Source organism: Nostoc sp., from assembly GCF_036917935.1.
Lineage (GTDB): Bacteria > Cyanobacteriota > Cyanobacteriia > Cyanobacteriales > Nostocaceae > Nostoc.
On record NZ_JBALEL010000019.1, the window covers coordinates 124,013 to 141,863 of the forward strand.

11 protein-coding genes are annotated in these 17,851 nt (G+C 39.3%); 2 read left to right on the plus strand and 9 right to left on the minus strand.

What is annotated here, in order from left to right:
• Nucleotides 1–33: 33 nt before the first annotated feature.
• The 6 genes from V7K62_RS08910 to V7K62_RS08935 form a co-directional block, all read right to left on the minus strand.
• Nucleotides 34–930, minus strand: coding sequence for a cupin-like domain-containing protein (locus V7K62_RS08910; RefSeq protein WP_334863567.1), 897 nt, complete (start codon nucleotides 928–930; stop codon nucleotides 34–36).
• Nucleotides 931–1,217: 287 nt separating this feature from the next.
• Nucleotides 1,218–2,156, minus strand: coding sequence for a cupin-like domain-containing protein (locus V7K62_RS08915; RefSeq protein WP_334863568.1), 939 nt, complete (start codon nucleotides 2,154–2,156; stop codon nucleotides 1,218–1,220).
• Nucleotides 2,157–2,240: 84 nt separating this feature from the next.
• The gene (locus V7K62_RS08920; protein ID WP_334863569.1) at nucleotides 2,241–2,492 is read right to left on the minus strand and encodes an acyl carrier protein; all 252 of its coding nucleotides are present in this window, start codon (nucleotides 2,490–2,492) and stop codon (nucleotides 2,241–2,243) included.
• Between the two features lie 19 nt (nucleotides 2,493–2,511).
• Complete coding sequence (locus V7K62_RS08925; RefSeq protein ID WP_334863570.1) at nucleotides 2,512–3,366, minus strand: 3-hydroxyacyl-CoA dehydrogenase family protein; 855 nt, start codon at nucleotides 3,364–3,366, stop codon at nucleotides 2,512–2,514.
• 35 nt (nucleotides 3,367–3,401) lie between these two features.
• The gene (locus tag V7K62_RS08930; protein WP_334863571.1) at nucleotides 3,402–4,808 is read right to left on the minus strand and encodes an acyltransferase domain-containing protein; all 1,407 of its coding nucleotides are present in this window, start codon (nucleotides 4,806–4,808) and stop codon (nucleotides 3,402–3,404) included.
• Between the two features lie 31 nt (nucleotides 4,809–4,839).
• Nucleotides 4,840–10,326 (minus strand): amino acid adenylation domain-containing protein, encoded by a 5,487-nt coding sequence (locus tag V7K62_RS08935; RefSeq protein ID WP_334863573.1) that lies wholly within the window; start codon nucleotides 10,324–10,326, stop codon nucleotides 4,840–4,842.
• Nucleotides 10,327–11,154: 828 nt separating this feature from the next.
• Here V7K62_RS08935 and V7K62_RS08940 point away from each other — a divergent pair.
• The gene (locus tag V7K62_RS08940; protein ID WP_334863574.1) at nucleotides 11,155–13,980 is read left to right on the plus strand and encodes a TonB-dependent siderophore receptor; all 2,826 of its coding nucleotides are present in this window, start codon (nucleotides 11,155–11,157) and stop codon (nucleotides 13,978–13,980) included.
• 164 nt (nucleotides 13,981–14,144) lie between these two features.
• Nucleotides 14,145–15,233, plus strand: coding sequence for an iron-siderophore ABC transporter substrate-binding protein (locus tag V7K62_RS08945; protein WP_334863575.1), 1,089 nt, complete (start codon nucleotides 14,145–14,147; stop codon nucleotides 15,231–15,233).
• Nucleotides 15,234–15,455: 222 nt separating this feature from the next.
• Here the strand turns inward: V7K62_RS08945 and V7K62_RS08950 are convergent, their stop codons facing one another.
• The 3 genes from V7K62_RS08950 to V7K62_RS08960 form a co-directional block, all read right to left on the minus strand.
• Nucleotides 15,456–17,267 (minus strand): ABC transporter ATP-binding protein, encoded by a 1,812-nt coding sequence (locus tag V7K62_RS08950; RefSeq protein WP_334863576.1) that lies wholly within the window; start codon nucleotides 17,265–17,267, stop codon nucleotides 15,456–15,458.
• A 100-nt stretch (nucleotides 17,268–17,367) separates the two neighbouring features.
• Nucleotides 17,368–17,547 carry a hypothetical protein gene (locus tag V7K62_RS08955; protein WP_334863577.1) on the minus strand — a complete coding sequence of 60 codons (180 nt, stop codon included), beginning with the start codon at nucleotides 17,545–17,547 and terminating at the stop codon, nucleotides 17,368–17,370.
• A gap of 52 nt (nucleotides 17,548–17,599) precedes the next feature.
• Nucleotides 17,600–17,767: a hypothetical protein gene (locus V7K62_RS08960; RefSeq protein ID WP_334863578.1), complete on the minus strand. Its 168-nt coding sequence runs from the start codon at nucleotides 17,765–17,767 to the stop codon at nucleotides 17,600–17,602.
• Nucleotides 17,768–17,851 lie beyond the last annotated feature (84 nt).

Consider the following 17,851-nt stretch of genomic DNA (forward strand, 5'->3'; position numbering starts at 1 on the left):
TTCGGCGTTCTACTCTTATATGAAACTACCCTGTTAGACAATACCTTTAAAAAAGTCCAAAGTATGCATCAGAGATCCAGAAGAGAATGCATGATAAAGATAATGAGGTGCGATGTTAAAAAAAACTGATAATATGTTATTTTGCTTTAAAAGTTCTTGAATTTTAACATCATACCAAAATGATAATGAGATATTCTCATCTACTGCTGTTACATGATGCCACCAAAAAGGTGGTATATAAAGTATTTCTCCTGGTTGAAGTATAACTTCTATTCTTTCTTGCCAAGGAAACTTCGGAAATGATTCCAAATCGAAAATATCTGGATTTACCTTACTATTATGTCCCATACCAGAACTATCCTCAAGAGGTGGATAGAATGACAAATAATTTGAAGGAGGAAATAAAAGTATTCTTTTTTTGCCTCGAATTTGAACAAAAATATTATGTATTCGGTCAAAATGAAGAGGACTAGCTGAAGTAAAATCTTTACTTGAGAACCCATGCCACAAGCTAACAAATGGCTTACTGCTTAAGTATTCTGGATAAGTTACATCTCCAACAATTTCAGGAAAATACTTTTCAATATCTGCCTCAATTAAATAACATCCTAAACCATCATTGTTATTACCTTTATTTTCTACATAGTCTTTTACATACTCCTTATATTTCATTTCTTTTTCAAGATTATAACCATCATGAAAAGCAAAGTTCTTATAATCAGTCAAAAAGGTTTTTTGAAAAAACCGTATAGGAACCAGATTATTTCCACAATGTTTTATCAGATAATCATTAGACCACTTCTTACAAGCGTCCCAATGTTTAGCAACATCTTCAATTATAAAAGGCTGATACTGTTTCCACGTCTCTAAAAATTGTTCTGTACTAGGTTTGTTGATTCTTAAAATTGATTCTCTAGCTTGAATTCTCATAAAACCTCTAACTACCTACTTGTTTTAACTGGAATTTTTGTGCTGTTTTATGGCTATTGCTCTATTGAATGAATATTAATTCTTTATTTACTCATAAATAACAAAAGTAGTTAAACTTTTTTCTTAAGATGCTCCAAAAAATAAATTATTATCGAACATCTGAATCACTATTCGTAATGATTTAAGCGTTTAAAGCGCAGTCACATAGATAATTTTAAAACTTTATTTTTGGTTGTGTTCTCAATGGAATTTACACTGTAAATTCCATTGAGAACACTGGTTTTCTTTTAACCTGGCATTCTGTCATCAATTAAACTACCTTTTATGAAAGATATAAAATTCATTAGACTTCTGGGAGAAGAGATTGCATGATAGATAAAATGAGGCGCGATTTTAAAAATAGTTGATAATATCTTTTTTTGCTTGAAAATATCTGCAATTTGAATATCATATAAAAATGATAATGAGATATTTTCATCTACTGCTGTTACATAATGCCACCAAAAAGGTGGTATATAAAGCATTTCTCCTGGTTGAAGTATAATTTCTATTTTTTCTTGCCAAGGAAACTTTGGAAATAATTCCAAATCTAGAATATCCGGATTTACCTTACTAAACTCTGGTATGCCAACACTATCCTCAATAGGCGGATAAAATGACAAATAATTTGAAGGAGGAAATAAAAGTATTCTTTTTCTACCCCTAATTTGCACAAAAATATTATGAAATCCGTCAAAGTGAAGGTTAGTAGTTGAAGAAAAGTTTTTACTTGAGAAACCTTGCCAAAAGAAAACAACTGGCTTCCTATTTAAGTATTCTGGAGAATTTACATCTTCAGCAATTTCAGGAAAACGCTCTGTTAAATATGCCTGGGGTAAATAGCAGCCTAAAATATCAGAATCATTTTTATTTTCATCAACTCTAGCTTCTACATAGTCTTTTATATACTCTTTATATGTCATTTCTCTATCAAGAGTATCATAATCACCACCTTCATAAGCAAAGTTCTTATAATCATCAAAAAAAGCTTTTGTATAAAACCGTACAGGAACTACGTTGTCCCCACAATGTTCCATCAGATAATCATTAGACCAATTCTTATAAGCACTCCAATGTTTAGCAACATCTTCAATTACAAAAGGCTGATATTGTTTCCACGCCTCTAAAAATTGTTTTGTGCTAGGATTTTGGATTCTTAAAACTGATTCTCTAGCTTGAACTTTCATAACAACTCCGACATCCTTACTTTCTTTAACTGGAAGTTTTGTGATATTACTTGGCTACTACAATAATGAACGTTAATTTTTTATTCATTTATGAATAACGAGAGGAGTTTTACGTTCAATTAGATTGGCAACAGATTTTATCGTCCGAAAATTTTCAAATTCCAAGTCTTCATTTTCAATAGCAATCTGAAACTCTTGCTCTACGAACAAAACAAGTTGCATGGCAAACATAGAATTGACAAAACCGAGAGCAAAAATATCTTCATCTGGTTGCAAATCATGATTGGGGAAAAATTTGGAAAGGAAAGTTTTGATCTTAGCTTGAATTTCGTTCATGAGTCTTGATATTCCCTATTTATTGATATACGTAAAAACCTTTACCAGTTTTTCTACCATGCAACCCTGCATCCACCATTTTTTTAAGTAAAGGGGATGGTCTGTATTTGCTATCGTTAAAGTTTTCATACAAGACTTCGATAGAAAATAAAATGGTGTCTAGACCAATCAAATCTGCTGTCTCTAAAGGCCCCATTTTATGACCGAAACAGCCTTTAAAGATTTTGTCTATATCTTCTGCTGTAGCAACTTGGTCTTGCAACAGAAAAACAGCTTCATTAATAGTTAACATCAACACGCGGTTAGAAACAAAACCCGGCGAATCATTAACAATAATGCATTCTTTATTCATTTGAGCCAGCATTTTTTTTGCTATCTCAATTGTTGCCTCCGAGGTATGATACCCACGAATCATCTCTACCATCGGCTTCATTGGCACAGGATTCATAAAGTGTATACCAACAACTTTATCGGCACGTTTAGTGACTGAAGCAATGCGGGTAATGGGAATTGCTGATGTGTTAGCGGCAAATACACAATCTGCTGGAGAAATAGAATCTAGCAGGGGATATATCTCTCTTTTAATATCCCATTTTTCGGTAACATTTTCAACTATAAAATCTGCACTATCTAAAATTTTATAATTTGTGGAAAACTCTATTTTTTCAATGATACTATCTGGGGTTTCTTGGCGTTCGCTTTTTTTGAAAAACCCCTGAAAGCGGATATTATTCCTGATTTCGTGTTTAGCTTTATCTAGGATATTTTCCGAAATATCTACTAGCTTGACTTGATGACCTGTTTGAGCAAGGTTTTGTGCAACTCCTATGCCCATTACCCCTGCACCAACAACACCTACTGTTTGAATATTCATAACTTCAACTCATCTCCACTTGGATATTTTTGTATTTAAAAAAGATACGCAGGTAAAGGTATAGAATCACGAAGCTCGTGAGCATAAAATTCTGCCCAATCTATTTGCACTCCTGCTAACCAAAGCCTACCTAATGTTTTAAGTAAGAATGCTAAGTCTGGTTTTCTATCGTAGGAATATCTGAGAGCGGGCAAGATAATCTGACTGACTGCTGGATTATTTTCTATACATTGCAGCGCAAAGCTACTTAGAGTTTGTCCAGGGCCTACTTCCAGCAAAATTGGATATTGCTCTTTCCACAATTTCTGCATACCCGAAGCAAACAACACAGGTTGACATAGATGCTTAACCCAATAATCGGGATTTGTAGCTGATGCTGCTGTTATCCAAGTTCCTGTAACGTTAGATATATAAGGAATTTTTGGTGCTTGAAGGTTAAATGTTTTTACCAACTCACGTAAATCAGAGGTAGCACCCTGCATCATATAAGAGTGAAAAGCATGAGAAGTTTCCAGACGGCGACAAGCTAAACCTTTTTGAGTTAGCTGTTGTTCCAAAACTTCTATAGCATTGGTTTCACCTGCAATTACACCCATAGATGGGCCATTAACCGCAGAGAGTGAAAGTTTGTCATTGAGTAGGGGCGATATTTCTGTTTGCGAAAGTGGAACTGCAAGCATTGCTCCACCTGGCAACTTTTGAATCATCTGCGCTCTTGCAGCAATCAGTGTTAAACCCTCTTCTAAAGATAAAACCTCTGCCAAAGTCGCTGCTACATATTCACCAATGCTATAGCCAATCATTGCCGAAGGACGAATTCCCCAGGATATCAATAGCTGTGCTAACGCATATTCAATGACAAAAATGGCTGGTTGAGCGAGGTTAGTTTGATTGAGTAAAGATGTTGCAGCTACCATCTTTGCATCAGTTGGTGTCTGACTGCGACCTAACATTTTTCGCAAATCTAGACCTGGAGAATTTTCTTGAGGCGATCGCTGCTCTTGTCCAGAAGTTCTGTGTGGATAGATTATATCTCGTAAATCATGACCCAAAAGGGGTTTGAGAAATTCACAACAGTAGTCAATTTGCTTTTGAAACACCGGTTCAACTTGGTAAAGTTCCCCAGCCATGTTGAGGTAATGAGTACCAAGTCCAGGAAACATAAAAGCTATAGGACGTTGTTTTGTTTCTTGGATGTTGGTAAGTACCCGCCTAGGATCTTCAAGTGCTACTACAGCATCTTCTATATCCCGACAAACAACCATTCGCCGATGCTTAAAAGCTGGTTGTTCGTGTTGCAATGTGTGAGCAACATTCGCAAGGTTAAAATCAGGATGCTGTCTCAAATAATCTGCAAGGTTTACAGTCGCAGTTTTTAGTGCTGAGTCAGTTTGAGCAGAAAGCACCAATAACTGCCAAGGACGAGAAGGGCTAGTAAGCATTTTTGACAAACTCCAAAATCTTCACTTCATCTTAGTGAGAATTATTTCTTGATTTCCTCATCAATAATTGTTTTTGTTTCTGACGCGCTTCTATTTGCTTTTGGACGCGATCGCGTGTTCCTATAAAAGAAAGCTGTTGCTCTTGACTTAAATACTGCGCCAAGGAATTAATAGTTGGATTCTGAAACATTTCTACAACTGATAAATCCCGTTGCAAAACTTCTTGTAATTTGCTATTAACTTGAACCATTAATAACGAATGACCACCGATGTCAAAGAAATTGTCATTCACGCCCACCTTTTCTAGGTGTAACATCTCTTGCCAAATAGTAGCGATGGTTCGTTCCATCTCAGTTTGTGGCATCACATAAGTAACTTCTAACTCTGATGGTGTAGGTAGCGTAGACGCATTGGCGAAGCCTCTCGCAGAGAAGCGGCTTGTCGCCAGACATTGCCTATCAACTTTGCCATTGGGCGTTAATGGCAGTGCTTCTAGGATCACAAAGGCATTTGGAATCATGTAGTTTGGTAACTTAAGCTCTAGAAAGCGGCGCAACTCAGTAACTGTGAGTGCTTGCTCTGGGTGAAGGACTTCATAAGCTACCAAACGCTTACAACCTGGCTCATCCTCACGAACTACAACCACACTTGTCTGTACTGCTGGGTGCTGGTTGATGAGTGTTTCAATTTCTTCGAGTTCGATGCGGAAGCCACGAATCTTCACCTGATTATCAATACGACCGAGAAACTCGATGTTCCCATCGCTTAAATAACGAGCCAGATCCCCGCTTTTGTATAACCATGCGCCTTGTTTGGTGCTAAAAGGATCAGAAACAAACTTAGCTAAAGTCAGATCAAGATTATTGATATAGCCTCGTCCGACTCCTTCACCACCAACATATAATTCACCTACCATACCCACCGGCAAAGGTTTGAGGTTTTCATCTAATACGTATACCTTGACATTATGGATCGGCTTCCCAATCGGTACTACTTTTTCTAGCCATTGTTCTGGTTGAGCTACCCGATAAGCCGCGCAGATGTCTGTACACTCGGTGGGGCCGTAGGTGTTTACAATTTGTGTTTTGCCGGGAATAGAGTTGAGCCATACCTTTAGCCGAGATATTGAAATAGGTTCACCACCCAAAAATACATACTTCAATGTCTTCTTCATACACAAGCTTTTATCACCCTGATCTATTAATGGATAAAAGGCACTGGGAGTGCAGTTGAGCCATGTCACTTGTTTGTTACAGACGGATTCAACGATTTGTGCAGCGTCATAGCATCCAGATGGCAAAAGGTGTAACTCACCTCCGACGAGCAGAGGGGCGTAAATATTCTTTTGCGTCAAATCAAAACTCAAAGAAGATATCAGTAAAACACGGTCGTTGCAGGTAAAATTGAATTCCGTCACAAACCAATTCAGGAGGTTGGTAAAGCTGCGCTGATAGACTCCTGCACCCTTGGGTTTACCTGTTGAACCAGAGGTGTAGATCACATAGATTAAATTGTCTGGTGTGACACCGCTGACTTGATTTTCTTGGCTCTGTTGGGCAATAGCTTCCGAATCCGCATCTAAACAAATCACATCCCCTTTGTACTCTGATAAGCGCTCTGCTAGCTGTTTTTGAGTCAACAAAATGAATATGTCGGCATTCTCTAGCATGAAAGTTAAGCGTTCCGGTGGGTACATTGGATCTAGCGGTACATAAGCACCACCGGCTTTGAGAATAGCCAAAAGTCCGATGACCATCTCTAGAGAGCGCTCTGTGCAGATTCCCACCAGTACCTCTGGCTTGACACCCAACTTTTGCAAGTAGTGCGCTAGTTGATTCGCTCGGTTGTTTAACTCGCGGTAGGTTAGTTGCTGGTTTTGAAAGACGACTGCAACAGCATTTGGTGTTTTTTCTACCTGTGCCTCAAACAATTGATGAATGCACTTATCTTGAGGATAGTTTGTCTTGGTATCATTCCATTCAACTAATAATTGCTCTACTTCCGATGGGGTAAGTAGTTGCAAATCGCAAATCCGTTGTTCGCGTAAGCGTTCGCGTAGCGTCTCGTAGAGAAGCTCGTCGTAGACATCGCTAACTATACTTGACAATAAAGTCTGGAAGTGTCCCAGCATCCGGGTAATAGTATCTGCATTAAATAAATCCGTGTTGTACTCACAAGTTGCAACCAACCCTTGCTCAAAATCCTGCATAAACAATGTCAAATCAAATTTAGATGTCCCGTTGTAACCTTCCTCATAAGTAACAGAGACATCTGACAGCCTGGGATTTGATATTGGCAGATTCTGGAGAACGAACATCACTTGAAATAGTGGATTGTAACTCAAATCTCTATTTGGCTGTAGTTCTTCTACTAACTTCTCAAAAGGTAAGTCTTGATGAATGTATGCCTCTAAAGCTGTTGACTTCACCCGCGCTAGTAACTCCAGAAAACTCAGGTCGCCAGAAAGGTCTGTACGTAGTACTAAAGCATTGACAAAAAATCCGATTAGTGATTTAACTTCTGCTCTGTTACGATTGGCGATTGGCGAACCTACTAAAATATCAGTCTGACCTGTGTAGCGATACAGCAAGGTTTTGAAGGCTGTAAGCAAGGTCATAAATAGAGTTACTCCCGAATGACGGCTCAAATTCTTTAGCTCTTTTGTCAGAGTTTGAGAAAGAACTAATTTCGCTTGAGCGCCTTGGAATGTTTGAACTGGCGATGTCTGACGATCGCTAGCTTTGCTTCTACGCGGACGGTCAGTTGGTAAATTTAGTATAGGCAGCTCACCACTTAACTTTTGTTTCCAATAGGCCAATAACGGTTGAATGCGTTCGCACAGCAGCCATTGTCGTTGCCAATTGACAAAATCTCTATACTGAATGGGTAGTTCAGGAAGTGGTAAGAGTTTGCCTGTGGAGAATGTTTCATATAGTGCAGCTAGTTCTTTAATCAGAAGACCGATAGACCAACCATCTGCAATTATATGATGTAGTGTCACCAACAATTGATAATTTTTATCATTTAATTTTAAAATTTTAGCACGTAAAAGCGATTGACAAGATAAGTCAAATGGCTGCTGTGCGAATTCTATAGCTAAACGTTGTGCTTCTGGGGTGCGATCGCCTAGCGTCTCCAAAGGACTCTCGCTATCAGATAGTGAACGCAAATCTTCAACCGCCAAAGTTAAGGGTACAGCTTGATTGACAACTTGCACAGGTTGTCCATCAACCACTGCAAAGCTTGTGCGTAATACTTCGTGTCGTCTAATAATTTCGTTCAGACTATCTTCTAAGGCTGTTAAGTTAACACAACCTTTTAGGCTAATAACTATCGGAATGTTATATGTAGGACTATCGGGATTTAGCTGATTGATGAACCACAATCCTTGCTGGGCAAAAGATAGAGGCTGAATGGATGTATTTTTATCCTGTTGAGTCAGGGACATTGATGGTAGTGCATCCATTGTCATTTGAGCGAGTATCTTGATAACAAGCGATCGCGTACTCATCCCTTCAAAGAAGTCTGCTACCGATACTTCTACTTCTAAGTCAACCTGAATCTGATTTTTCAACTCAAATACTTTTAAAGAATCAAGTCCGAGAGTGCTTAATGGCTCTTCAAGCTTGAGATCATCTGGTGCGATCGAAAGTACACCTGCCAAAAGTTCAATCAGATATGCTTCTAAAAGCGGTTGATATTCCCTTGGGGAAAGTGCCAAAAGTTCAGAACGCTGTAATCGAGTTTCCTTTATAGCAATATCACTAATCTTGAGAATGTTGCTTTCAACTACATTTAATTCGCCATTCTGAAACTGAGCGCGAGTTGTCCGTCGTTGAATCTTCCCACTGGAAGTTTTGGGGATACTACCTGGTTTAATTAAAACTACTGCATAAACTTGTAGTTCATGCTCCTCTGTAATTGCTTGTCGAATTGCACTAACAACTTCTTCTAAATTTGGCTTGGCACGAAACTCCAATTCTTGTACTATGACTAGCTTTTCTTCGTTGTTAACCTCTACTGTAAATGCTGCACTAGCACCAGAACGCAAGGATGGATGACTGCGTTCTGCGGTTAATTCTATATCTTGTGGGTAAAGATTTCTACCGCGAATAATAATTAAATCTTTGGCTCTACCTGTAATGAAAAGCTCGCTATTCTGCAAAAAACCTAAATCTCCCGTCCGCAGAAAAGGGCCTACACCTGTGTCAGATAGATAAGCATGGAAAGTTTCTGTTGTCTCTTGAAAACGATTCCAATAACCTTGACCAACACTCGGCCCAGATACCCAGATTTCCCCGATTTCACTAGATTTGCAACTACTGAGTGTTTCTGGATTTGCGATCGCCACTTCCAGTTGTGGTATGACTCGACCACAACTGACAAAATGAGAAATATCCTCATTGTTAACAGATGATTCAACTACCCGATTAGATTCTAATGCAGACTTTTGGACTGTTTTGATAATCGGTGATGTTGCCTTCTGTACACCAGAAACCATCAGAGTTGTTTCAGCCATTCCGTAACAAGGATAGAATGCCTCTTTACGGAAGCCACAATCGGCAAAAGCTGCGGCAAACCGCTCTAAAGTATCATAACGAATCGGTTCCGCGCCGTTAAATGCCACACTCCAACTACTCAAGTCAAGAGTTTCTTTTTGTTCAGGAGTAATTTTTTCAGTACATAACTGATATGCGAAGTTCGGGCCGCCACTGGTTGTACCTTTGTAGTCAGAGATAGCCTGCAACCAACGATAAGGACGTTGGAGAAAGGAAGCTGGAGGCATGATGATGCAAGGAAAACCTCCATACAAAGGTTGCAATATTCCCCCAATCAGACCCATATCGTGGTACATCGGCAACCATGTCACAAACTTACTTTCTGGAGAATGCTCCATAAATTGGTAAGTTGTGGCAGCATTGTGCAGTAGATTTCCATGACTAATCATTACACCCTTGGGTGTGCCTGTAGAACCAGAGGTGTATTGCAGAAAAGCTATGGTATCCCGATCAATAGAGGGTTGTTGCCAAGCATCTTCTATTCCCAGAGCAAGATTATCAGTAGTTAGCCACTGTAAGGATTCTAAGTCAGTCTTTTGTGACATTAAAGACTGCACTGTCGGCAGGATTTCTGTTGTCGTCAGAGCGATCGCTGCTTGTGCATCTATGGAAATAGCTTGTATTCTCGGTGTGTTACGCTCATTTCTAGGGGGATATGCAGTTACAGCCACAACTCCCGCATATAAACAACCGAAAAAAGCAACCAAAAAATCTAGTCCGGCGGGATAAAGTAGTAAAGCGCGTTCTCCAGTCAAACCCAATGCTTGTAATTGAGCAGCTATTCGACGCGATCGCCGATCTAATTCTTGATATGTTAGCGTTGTTTGTTCTGTTTCCCCATCTAACAAAAAGGTAAAAGCATCTCTATCTGGCTGCGTAGAGCTTCTTAAGCGCAGTACTTCGACAACTGTAGAAAAGTTGCCCACAATATCAAAGAAGCTATGAGAAGATTTATTCATTTTTATTTTCAACTCAACGCGATGTGCAACTTATTTTGTCATTCTGTGTTTCTCTAGGCACGCAAACATATCTAAAACCTTCTCTCTACAAGCATTACAGCATGAAGTTATATAGCTCCAACTACCACTACTTCTTAGTTGAGGAGAGTTATTAATTTCAAAATTTCAAGCCTACTAGTCAACAAAACCAATGATTCTAAGTCGAGTTAGAGAAGTATATGTACTTCCTTAACTTGGGTTTAAGCCTTTAATAATTAATTTAGCCAACCACTAAGAGCGCCTAAACACTAATTAATACTGAATAAATATCTTTATTATTGCAAGTAATTTTTATTTATCCTTGATTAGATTAACGAGAATAAGTCGCTTTAGCAATAGTCTTTTTATAGATAATTTTTATCTATAAATTATAACTTATTAGCTTTACTTATATAACTTTTTTAGTATGATGACGAGCAATATACTTTTTAAAATCTCATCTCAAAACAGATATCTAAGTTTTGCATAGAGCCACATCACCGATGAATTTCGTCCTTTTTGGGGCAAATTCGCAATTTATAAGACTATTTTGGCTTTTGGAAATATTTATTTGGAAAGCAGTTATAGCTGCTAATACAATCTCTGTTTATGTATCAAGCAAACAAATGGTTATAAGAATAATTGTTGGTTGGTATCCAGATTAAATAAAAAAGATTATTAATTAGCTTGTGTCTTGCATCACTTCATAATATGATTCAACTAGCTTAAATCTAAATGAGAATTCTTTTCAAGGATTGTCATTATGTCTTCGGGTACGGCCAAGTAGTGTGATTGAGTGTAAGCGGATAAATGAAGTTAGATAAATTTTTTCAAAGCCTGCTGCTAACAGGTGCAGTTGTTGTTGTTACTAGTACTCCTACTAAAGGTCAGGAAATACCAGAGGATATTCAAGGCAAACCTTTCACCGAAACGGTAGGAAAATCTGCATTAGATAAGAAGGTTACAGTTATAGATAAAGAGTTTGCGAAAGCAACACCCAAAGCAGGTATCGCTAAATCCCCAGTTGATCTCCTTCGTTCCAAAAAAAACCGACTTAAAGAGTCTCAAATTGTAAGTTCACCGCAAACAGCCAAGTCTGGTGAGGCAACTAAAAAGATTCTGCAAGTCAGCGAAATCGAACTTCCCGCTACTAGCGCTCAAATGCTGGTACAGACACCAACACCAACTAACCCCCCTAATCCAGGACAAACAAGTGGGGATCAAGTTGTACCAATCACGGGAGTTAAGGCAAATCCCACCAATACAGGTGTGGAGATAATTTTAGAGACAACTCAAGGGACTAAACTGCAAATCAAAAATCGCAGTACAGGTAATAATTTTATTGCAGATGTATCTGGCGGACAGTTGCGTTTACCGTCGGGTGATGCTTTTACGTTTCGTTCAGAGAAACCCACTGCGGCAATTACTGAGATAACAGTTACGAATATTGATGTAAATACTGTCCGAGTGACGGTAGTCGGTGAGAAGGCTTTGCCTACGGTTGAATTATTTGATGATGATGCCGGGCTGGTTTTTGGGATAACAACTGCTGCAACGGCGATGCAGCCACCACCGCAACCCCAAACACCGCAAGCTCAACAAAAACCTACTAGTGAGACACCGCAAGAGCAACCAGCAGCACAACAGGATCAGCCGATTGAGTTGGTGGTAACAGGTGAGCAAGATGGGTATCGTGTGCAGGATTCTACGACTGCAACAAGGACAGACACGCCTTTGCGCGATATTCCTCAATCAATTCAGGTAATACCGCGCCAGGTGCTAGAAGATCGTAAGCCCAGAACTCTGACGGAGGCAGTGGAAACGGTCAGTGGTGTTTCCAGTGGAGATACCAATTTTAACGCACCCGCAGGAAGCTATGTTATCAGAGGATTTGAACAGGCAGGAAATTTCCGAAATGGCTATCGAGATGTTAATAACAACTTTGGTCTAACAGGAATTAACACGATCGAGCGAGTGGAAGTTTTGAAAGGGCCTGCCTCGGTTTTGTTTGGAGCAGTAGAACCCGGTGGAATCATCAACGTAATCACCAAACAACCCCTCAGTGAACCCTATTACAATCTCGGATTTGAGGCAGGAAACCGGGGATATTATCAGCCCAGTATCGATTTTTCCGGCCCATTGAATGACGATAAAACTTTGCTCTATCGCCTCAATGCCAGCTATCAAAGTTCAGACAGTTTTCAAGATTTTGCCACCTCAAATTCAACCACGATCGCACCCTCAATCAGTTGGAAATTGGGAGATAGGACAGACCTAAATCTATACTATGAGTATATTAATTTCAATGGTATTCCGGAGACTTTTACTACTCTTTTCAGCGATAATACCTTCAAACTGCCTCGAAGTCGCTACTTAAGTTACCCTCTCGATGGCAATGATTATACCACTCAAAAATATGGCTATACGCTAACCCACAAGTTTAGCGAGAACTGGCAGCTCCGTAATAATTTTTCTATAGCTGCTAGTAATGCCACCGAAGAATATACGGTAGGAATAAATCTACTGGACGATCGTTTCTTGCAGCAATATGCTGCAAGACGTAACTACTTTCAAGACAACTATTTTGGACAGATCGACTTGCTTGGTAAGTTTAATACAGGCTCGATTTCACACCAAGTTTTGTTTGGCTTTGATGCCAACCGCTATGTGCAAAATTTCAATGCCATTCGCCTGGCTGTGCCTGCTCTAGATGTCTTCAACCCAAACTATAATATTCCAGAGCCACAAATTACTACTGGAGGTTATAGTTCCTTTCAGACTGTTCAATCTTATGGGTTCTACCTTCAAGATCAGATTAGCTTTCAAGATAATCTGAAGCTATTAATTGGCGGGCGCTTTGATTGGATTTCACAAAATACTGGTACAGACGAATCAGAACAGAATGATAGTGCGTTCAGCCCCAGAATCGGGTTGGTGTATCAGCCCAGCAAATCTATTTCTCTCTACACAAGTTACAGTCAATCTTTTAACCCTAGTCAGGGATTTAACGCTGATGATAGAGCGTTCGAGCCAACTAAAGGAACCCAATATGAAGCGGGCATTAAAGCTGACTTTCTAGAAGGCAAACTTTCGACAACGTTGGCAGTTTATCAAATTACCAAAACGAATGTTACAACAAGCGATCCCGATCCCGAACGAGCTGCTCAAGGTTTTTCCACTCAGGTGGGAGAACAAAGAAGTCGAGGGATTGAGCTAGATGTGGCAGGTGAGATTTTACCAGGGTGGAAGGTGAACGCTTCTTATGCTTATACCAATGCAGAAGTCAGCGAGGATAACTCCATTCCTGTAGGCAATAGATTGGAGGATGCGCCAAACAATCAAGCTAGCCTCTGGACAACTTATGAACTCCAAAATGGCGATTTCAAGGGTTTGGGATTTGGTCTAGGTCTGTTTTATGTGGATGCGCGGGCGGGAGATTTAGAGAACTCATTTGAAATACCCGATTACTTGCGTACCGATGCGGCAATTTACTACCGTAGGGATGCTTGGAAGGCTGGTATCAATATCCGTAATCTATTTGATACGGAATATTACAGTTCTAGCAATGGAGATAGAACAAGAATTAGAGAAGGTGCGCCCTTTACAATCATCGGTTCTATCAGCTGGGAGCTTTAAATTGCTCGCCTGTAGATAATCGGCCGAGCAACTTGCCTGAACACAGCACCAGTCTTCTGGACAACCTGCCAAATATTAGTTAAAGAAAAACATTCTTCGCAATGAGAAAGAGAGCCATTAGTACAATTATGCCATTGTTACTTGTTGTTAAAAGTGTTTGCCTTTTGACTTTTACTAAGGTTATTTGGGTTGTCCACACTGTTTTTTTCAGTTTGCGTAGATTATGGCAACCTCGGCAGATTTGGAGTAATTACAAATTTTTAGCATTCTTTCTGACAATAGTTGCTGTTTTAGCGATCGCAGCCTGTAACAGCAACACACCGCAGCTAGATCGAGGGCAAATAAGTGCAACTGCTATAGGAACTGACAAGTTAGCGCTTGCGCCAACGCCAATAGAAACAAAAGTAGTTAGCCATGCTTTAGGTGAAGTTGAAATTCCACTTAAACCACAACGAGTTGTTGTATTAGAAGAAAATCTGATTCTCGATTCTGTACTAGCGCTGGGTGTAAAGCCAGTTGGTGTCATGTCTTGTCGGGGCTGCGAGGAAAATTTTCGGGGTATACCCAGCGACTTACTTGCTGACATTCCAGTTGTGGGCAATATTGGCAGTCAACCTTCCCTAGAGAAAATTCTGAGTTTAAAACCAGATTTAATTTTGGGGTTAACGTGGCTCAAGAGTTCTTATAAACTCCTTTCCGACATCGCACCTACAGTACTGATCGATTTTCCGAGTATGCACGACTTTAAAGAAAGACTACGATATGTAGCCCAGGTGTTGGGAAAGAGCGATCGCGCCGAAGAACTTCTGACTCAGTACCAAGATCGAATCCAAAAATTGCGGCAACAATTAGGAAAAAAACTAGAAACAAGAACAATATCTGTCATTTATCTTGCAGGTTCAGCAGATATTTTCTATACCTATAGACCAGACTTTCTCGCTTTTGGTCAAATCATTAGTGACGTAGGTTTACGACTAATCCAACAAAATCAAAAACAACCTCAGTTAACATTAAGCATTGAAGTTTTACCCAAATCCGATGCCGATGTTTTATTTATTATGACAGAACTCTTAACAAAAGATTTTAAAAAAGCCAATCCTGAACCTTTACCTTTTTTGCAAAAGCCTATTTGGTCAACACTTAAAGCTGTTAAAAACAAACAGGTATACAAAGTAAATTGGACTGTCGGGGGGCCGATTGGAGCTAATAGAATAATTGATGACCTCTTCAAATATTTAGTAAAAGCATCTTAACTAAGTAAGTGGGGATCTTCGGGTTTAATAAGTAATCAAGCGAACATCATATCAAAGCATGTTGTGTAAAATTAATTAAATTGGCTCATAGTAAGTGGCTCTAGGCGCTTACTACAAACCAATTATTCATACCCACTTACTTATAGTAATCCGCTTTGATTTCTAAACTTACTTGTTACTCAAAATGATCATTCATGCACCATTTCTGTAACACTCTAGCTTTTATCTTACTCCTGACTGCACCCGCCAGAAATTAGCATAAATCCCGTTTTTATCCAACAATTCTTGATGAGTTCCCGACTCAATAAACTCCCCATGTTCCATCACATAAATACAATCAGCATTGCGGATAGTAGAAAGACGATGGGCTATAGCTATCGTTGTCCTATTTACAGTAATCTTTTCCAAAGAACGCTGAATCGCTGCTTCCGTTTCATTATCCACTGCTGATGTGGCTTCATCTAAAACTAAGATAGGTGGATTTTTCAAAACAGCCCTGGCTATAGCAATTCTTTGTCGTTGTCCACCAGATAATTTTTGACCTCGTTCTCCAACTATAGTCTCATAACCTTCAGGGAGTTGCATAATAAAATCATGAGCTTCGGCAATTTTGGCAGCTTCAATTATTTGTTTATCGGTAGCAGTAAAAGTACCGTAGGCAATATTTTCAGCAACGGTACCATGAAATAAAAATAAATCCTGACTTACCAAACCGATACTACGACGCAAATCACGCAAATTGAATTTTTGGATATCGATCCCATCAATAGTAATTGTTCCAGAAGAAATGTCATAAAATCGCAATAATAATTTGACTAAAGTGCTTTTACCGGAACCGGTAGATCCAACAATAGCAATAGTTTTGCCGTAGGGAATATGTAAGGATAGTTTTTTGATTACTGGTTCTCTATTTTGATAAGCAAAAGTAACTTGCTTAAACTTAATTTCACCACGCACCTGAGAAACATTTAAAGATAGATCTCCTCTAATAATGTTGATGGGAGCATCTAATAAATTCATAACGCGATTGACAGAAGCCATTGACCTTTGATATTTATCAAATATTTCTCCTAATGATACTAAAGGCCACAATAACCTCTGTACTAAAACAAGTAAAACACTGTAATTACCAATAGATATTTTACCAGTATATGTTGCCATACCTCCCCAAAACAATAAGGCTGTGAACCCTACTAAAACTAGCATTCTGATTAAGGGCACAAATGCAGCAGAAAGTTTAATTGCTTTGATGTTACTTTTTCTATATGCTTCGCTTTCTCCTGCCAATCTGGCACTTTCATATTCTTCGGCAGTGAAACTTTTAATTGTGTTAATTCCACTAAGATTATTTGCTAGTCGCGAATTCAAAAAACCTACCTTTTCCCGCACCTCAGCATAGCGGGCTTCCAGACGCTTTTGATAAGTAAAGGAACCCCAGACAATAAATGGCATTGGCAATATTACTACTAGGGTAATGGAAGGAGGTAAAATAAAGAAAGCACCACCAGTTAAAATGATCAGTGAAGTGCTAATCTGGATGATGTCATTAGCTCCAAAATTCAAAAAATCTTCTAGCTCGTTGATATCATCATTCAAAATTGACATCAATCCACCAGTGCTACTTTCTTCAAAGTAGGCTGAATCTAATTCTTGTACATGATTGTAAGCATCCAAGCGTAAAGTATGCTGGATATTTTGAGCTAAATTACGCCAAAGTCGATCATAAGCGTACTGCGAAAGTGATTCAAATATCCAAATAATGATAGTAATAAAAGAAAGCAATAAAAATTGCGAAAATACATCTTTAATTCCGAACTTTGCAATTACGGAATCTTGCTGCTTGACGAGAATATCTACCGCAGTACCAATCAACCACGGTGGTGCTAAGTCCAAGAGCGTATTGATCAGAGAAAATGTTGTTGCTTGCCAAATTTGTTGGCGATACCGACTTCCATAGTTTAGCAAGCGTTGTAAAGGATGGGCTGAATTCCCCCGCGGATTAGATACTCTAGAAGATTTTGATGTTATTGTCACGATTGTTTGTTGTTTGTAGTTACCGAAGAAAGGCAGAGGGCAGAAGAAAAGATGCATAATTCATGTTGAAAAGCAAGTCCTATATTCTCTGCCATAATGTCTAAAGTCCAAACCTCAGTTTTTCTTGGACTTCAACTTTTTGGGGAGACTGCTCTGGCTTTGGTTCTTTCTCCACCTTTTTCTCTTGGGGTGTATCAATAATTGCAATTTTGATTGGTTCTTCTTCGGCTTGAGGCACTCTGGTGAGGTAATTACCAATCCCAGAAGCCAGCACTCCCACATATAAGCCGAGGGAACCAATTAGACTCAGAACCGAATGGCACTAAGAAAAGCTATAAGCTTTGCCCTAACTGGTTAAGAGCCTCCAGGCTCTTAACCCATTCTCGGAGGGCTGCCGCCTCCAGTGGCTTGACCAGAGGCAGCAGCCCTCTTGGAATACATTCCCAGTCTTCAGACTGGGAACGAGATGACACAAGCCTTTCGCCTTTTCTTAGTGCCATTCGACTCAGAACCAGAAAACCCTTAAGCGCCTTTGTCTCTTTCTCGCCCTGCTCGAAAGTGGTGCCGGAAAAGCTCATAAGTAT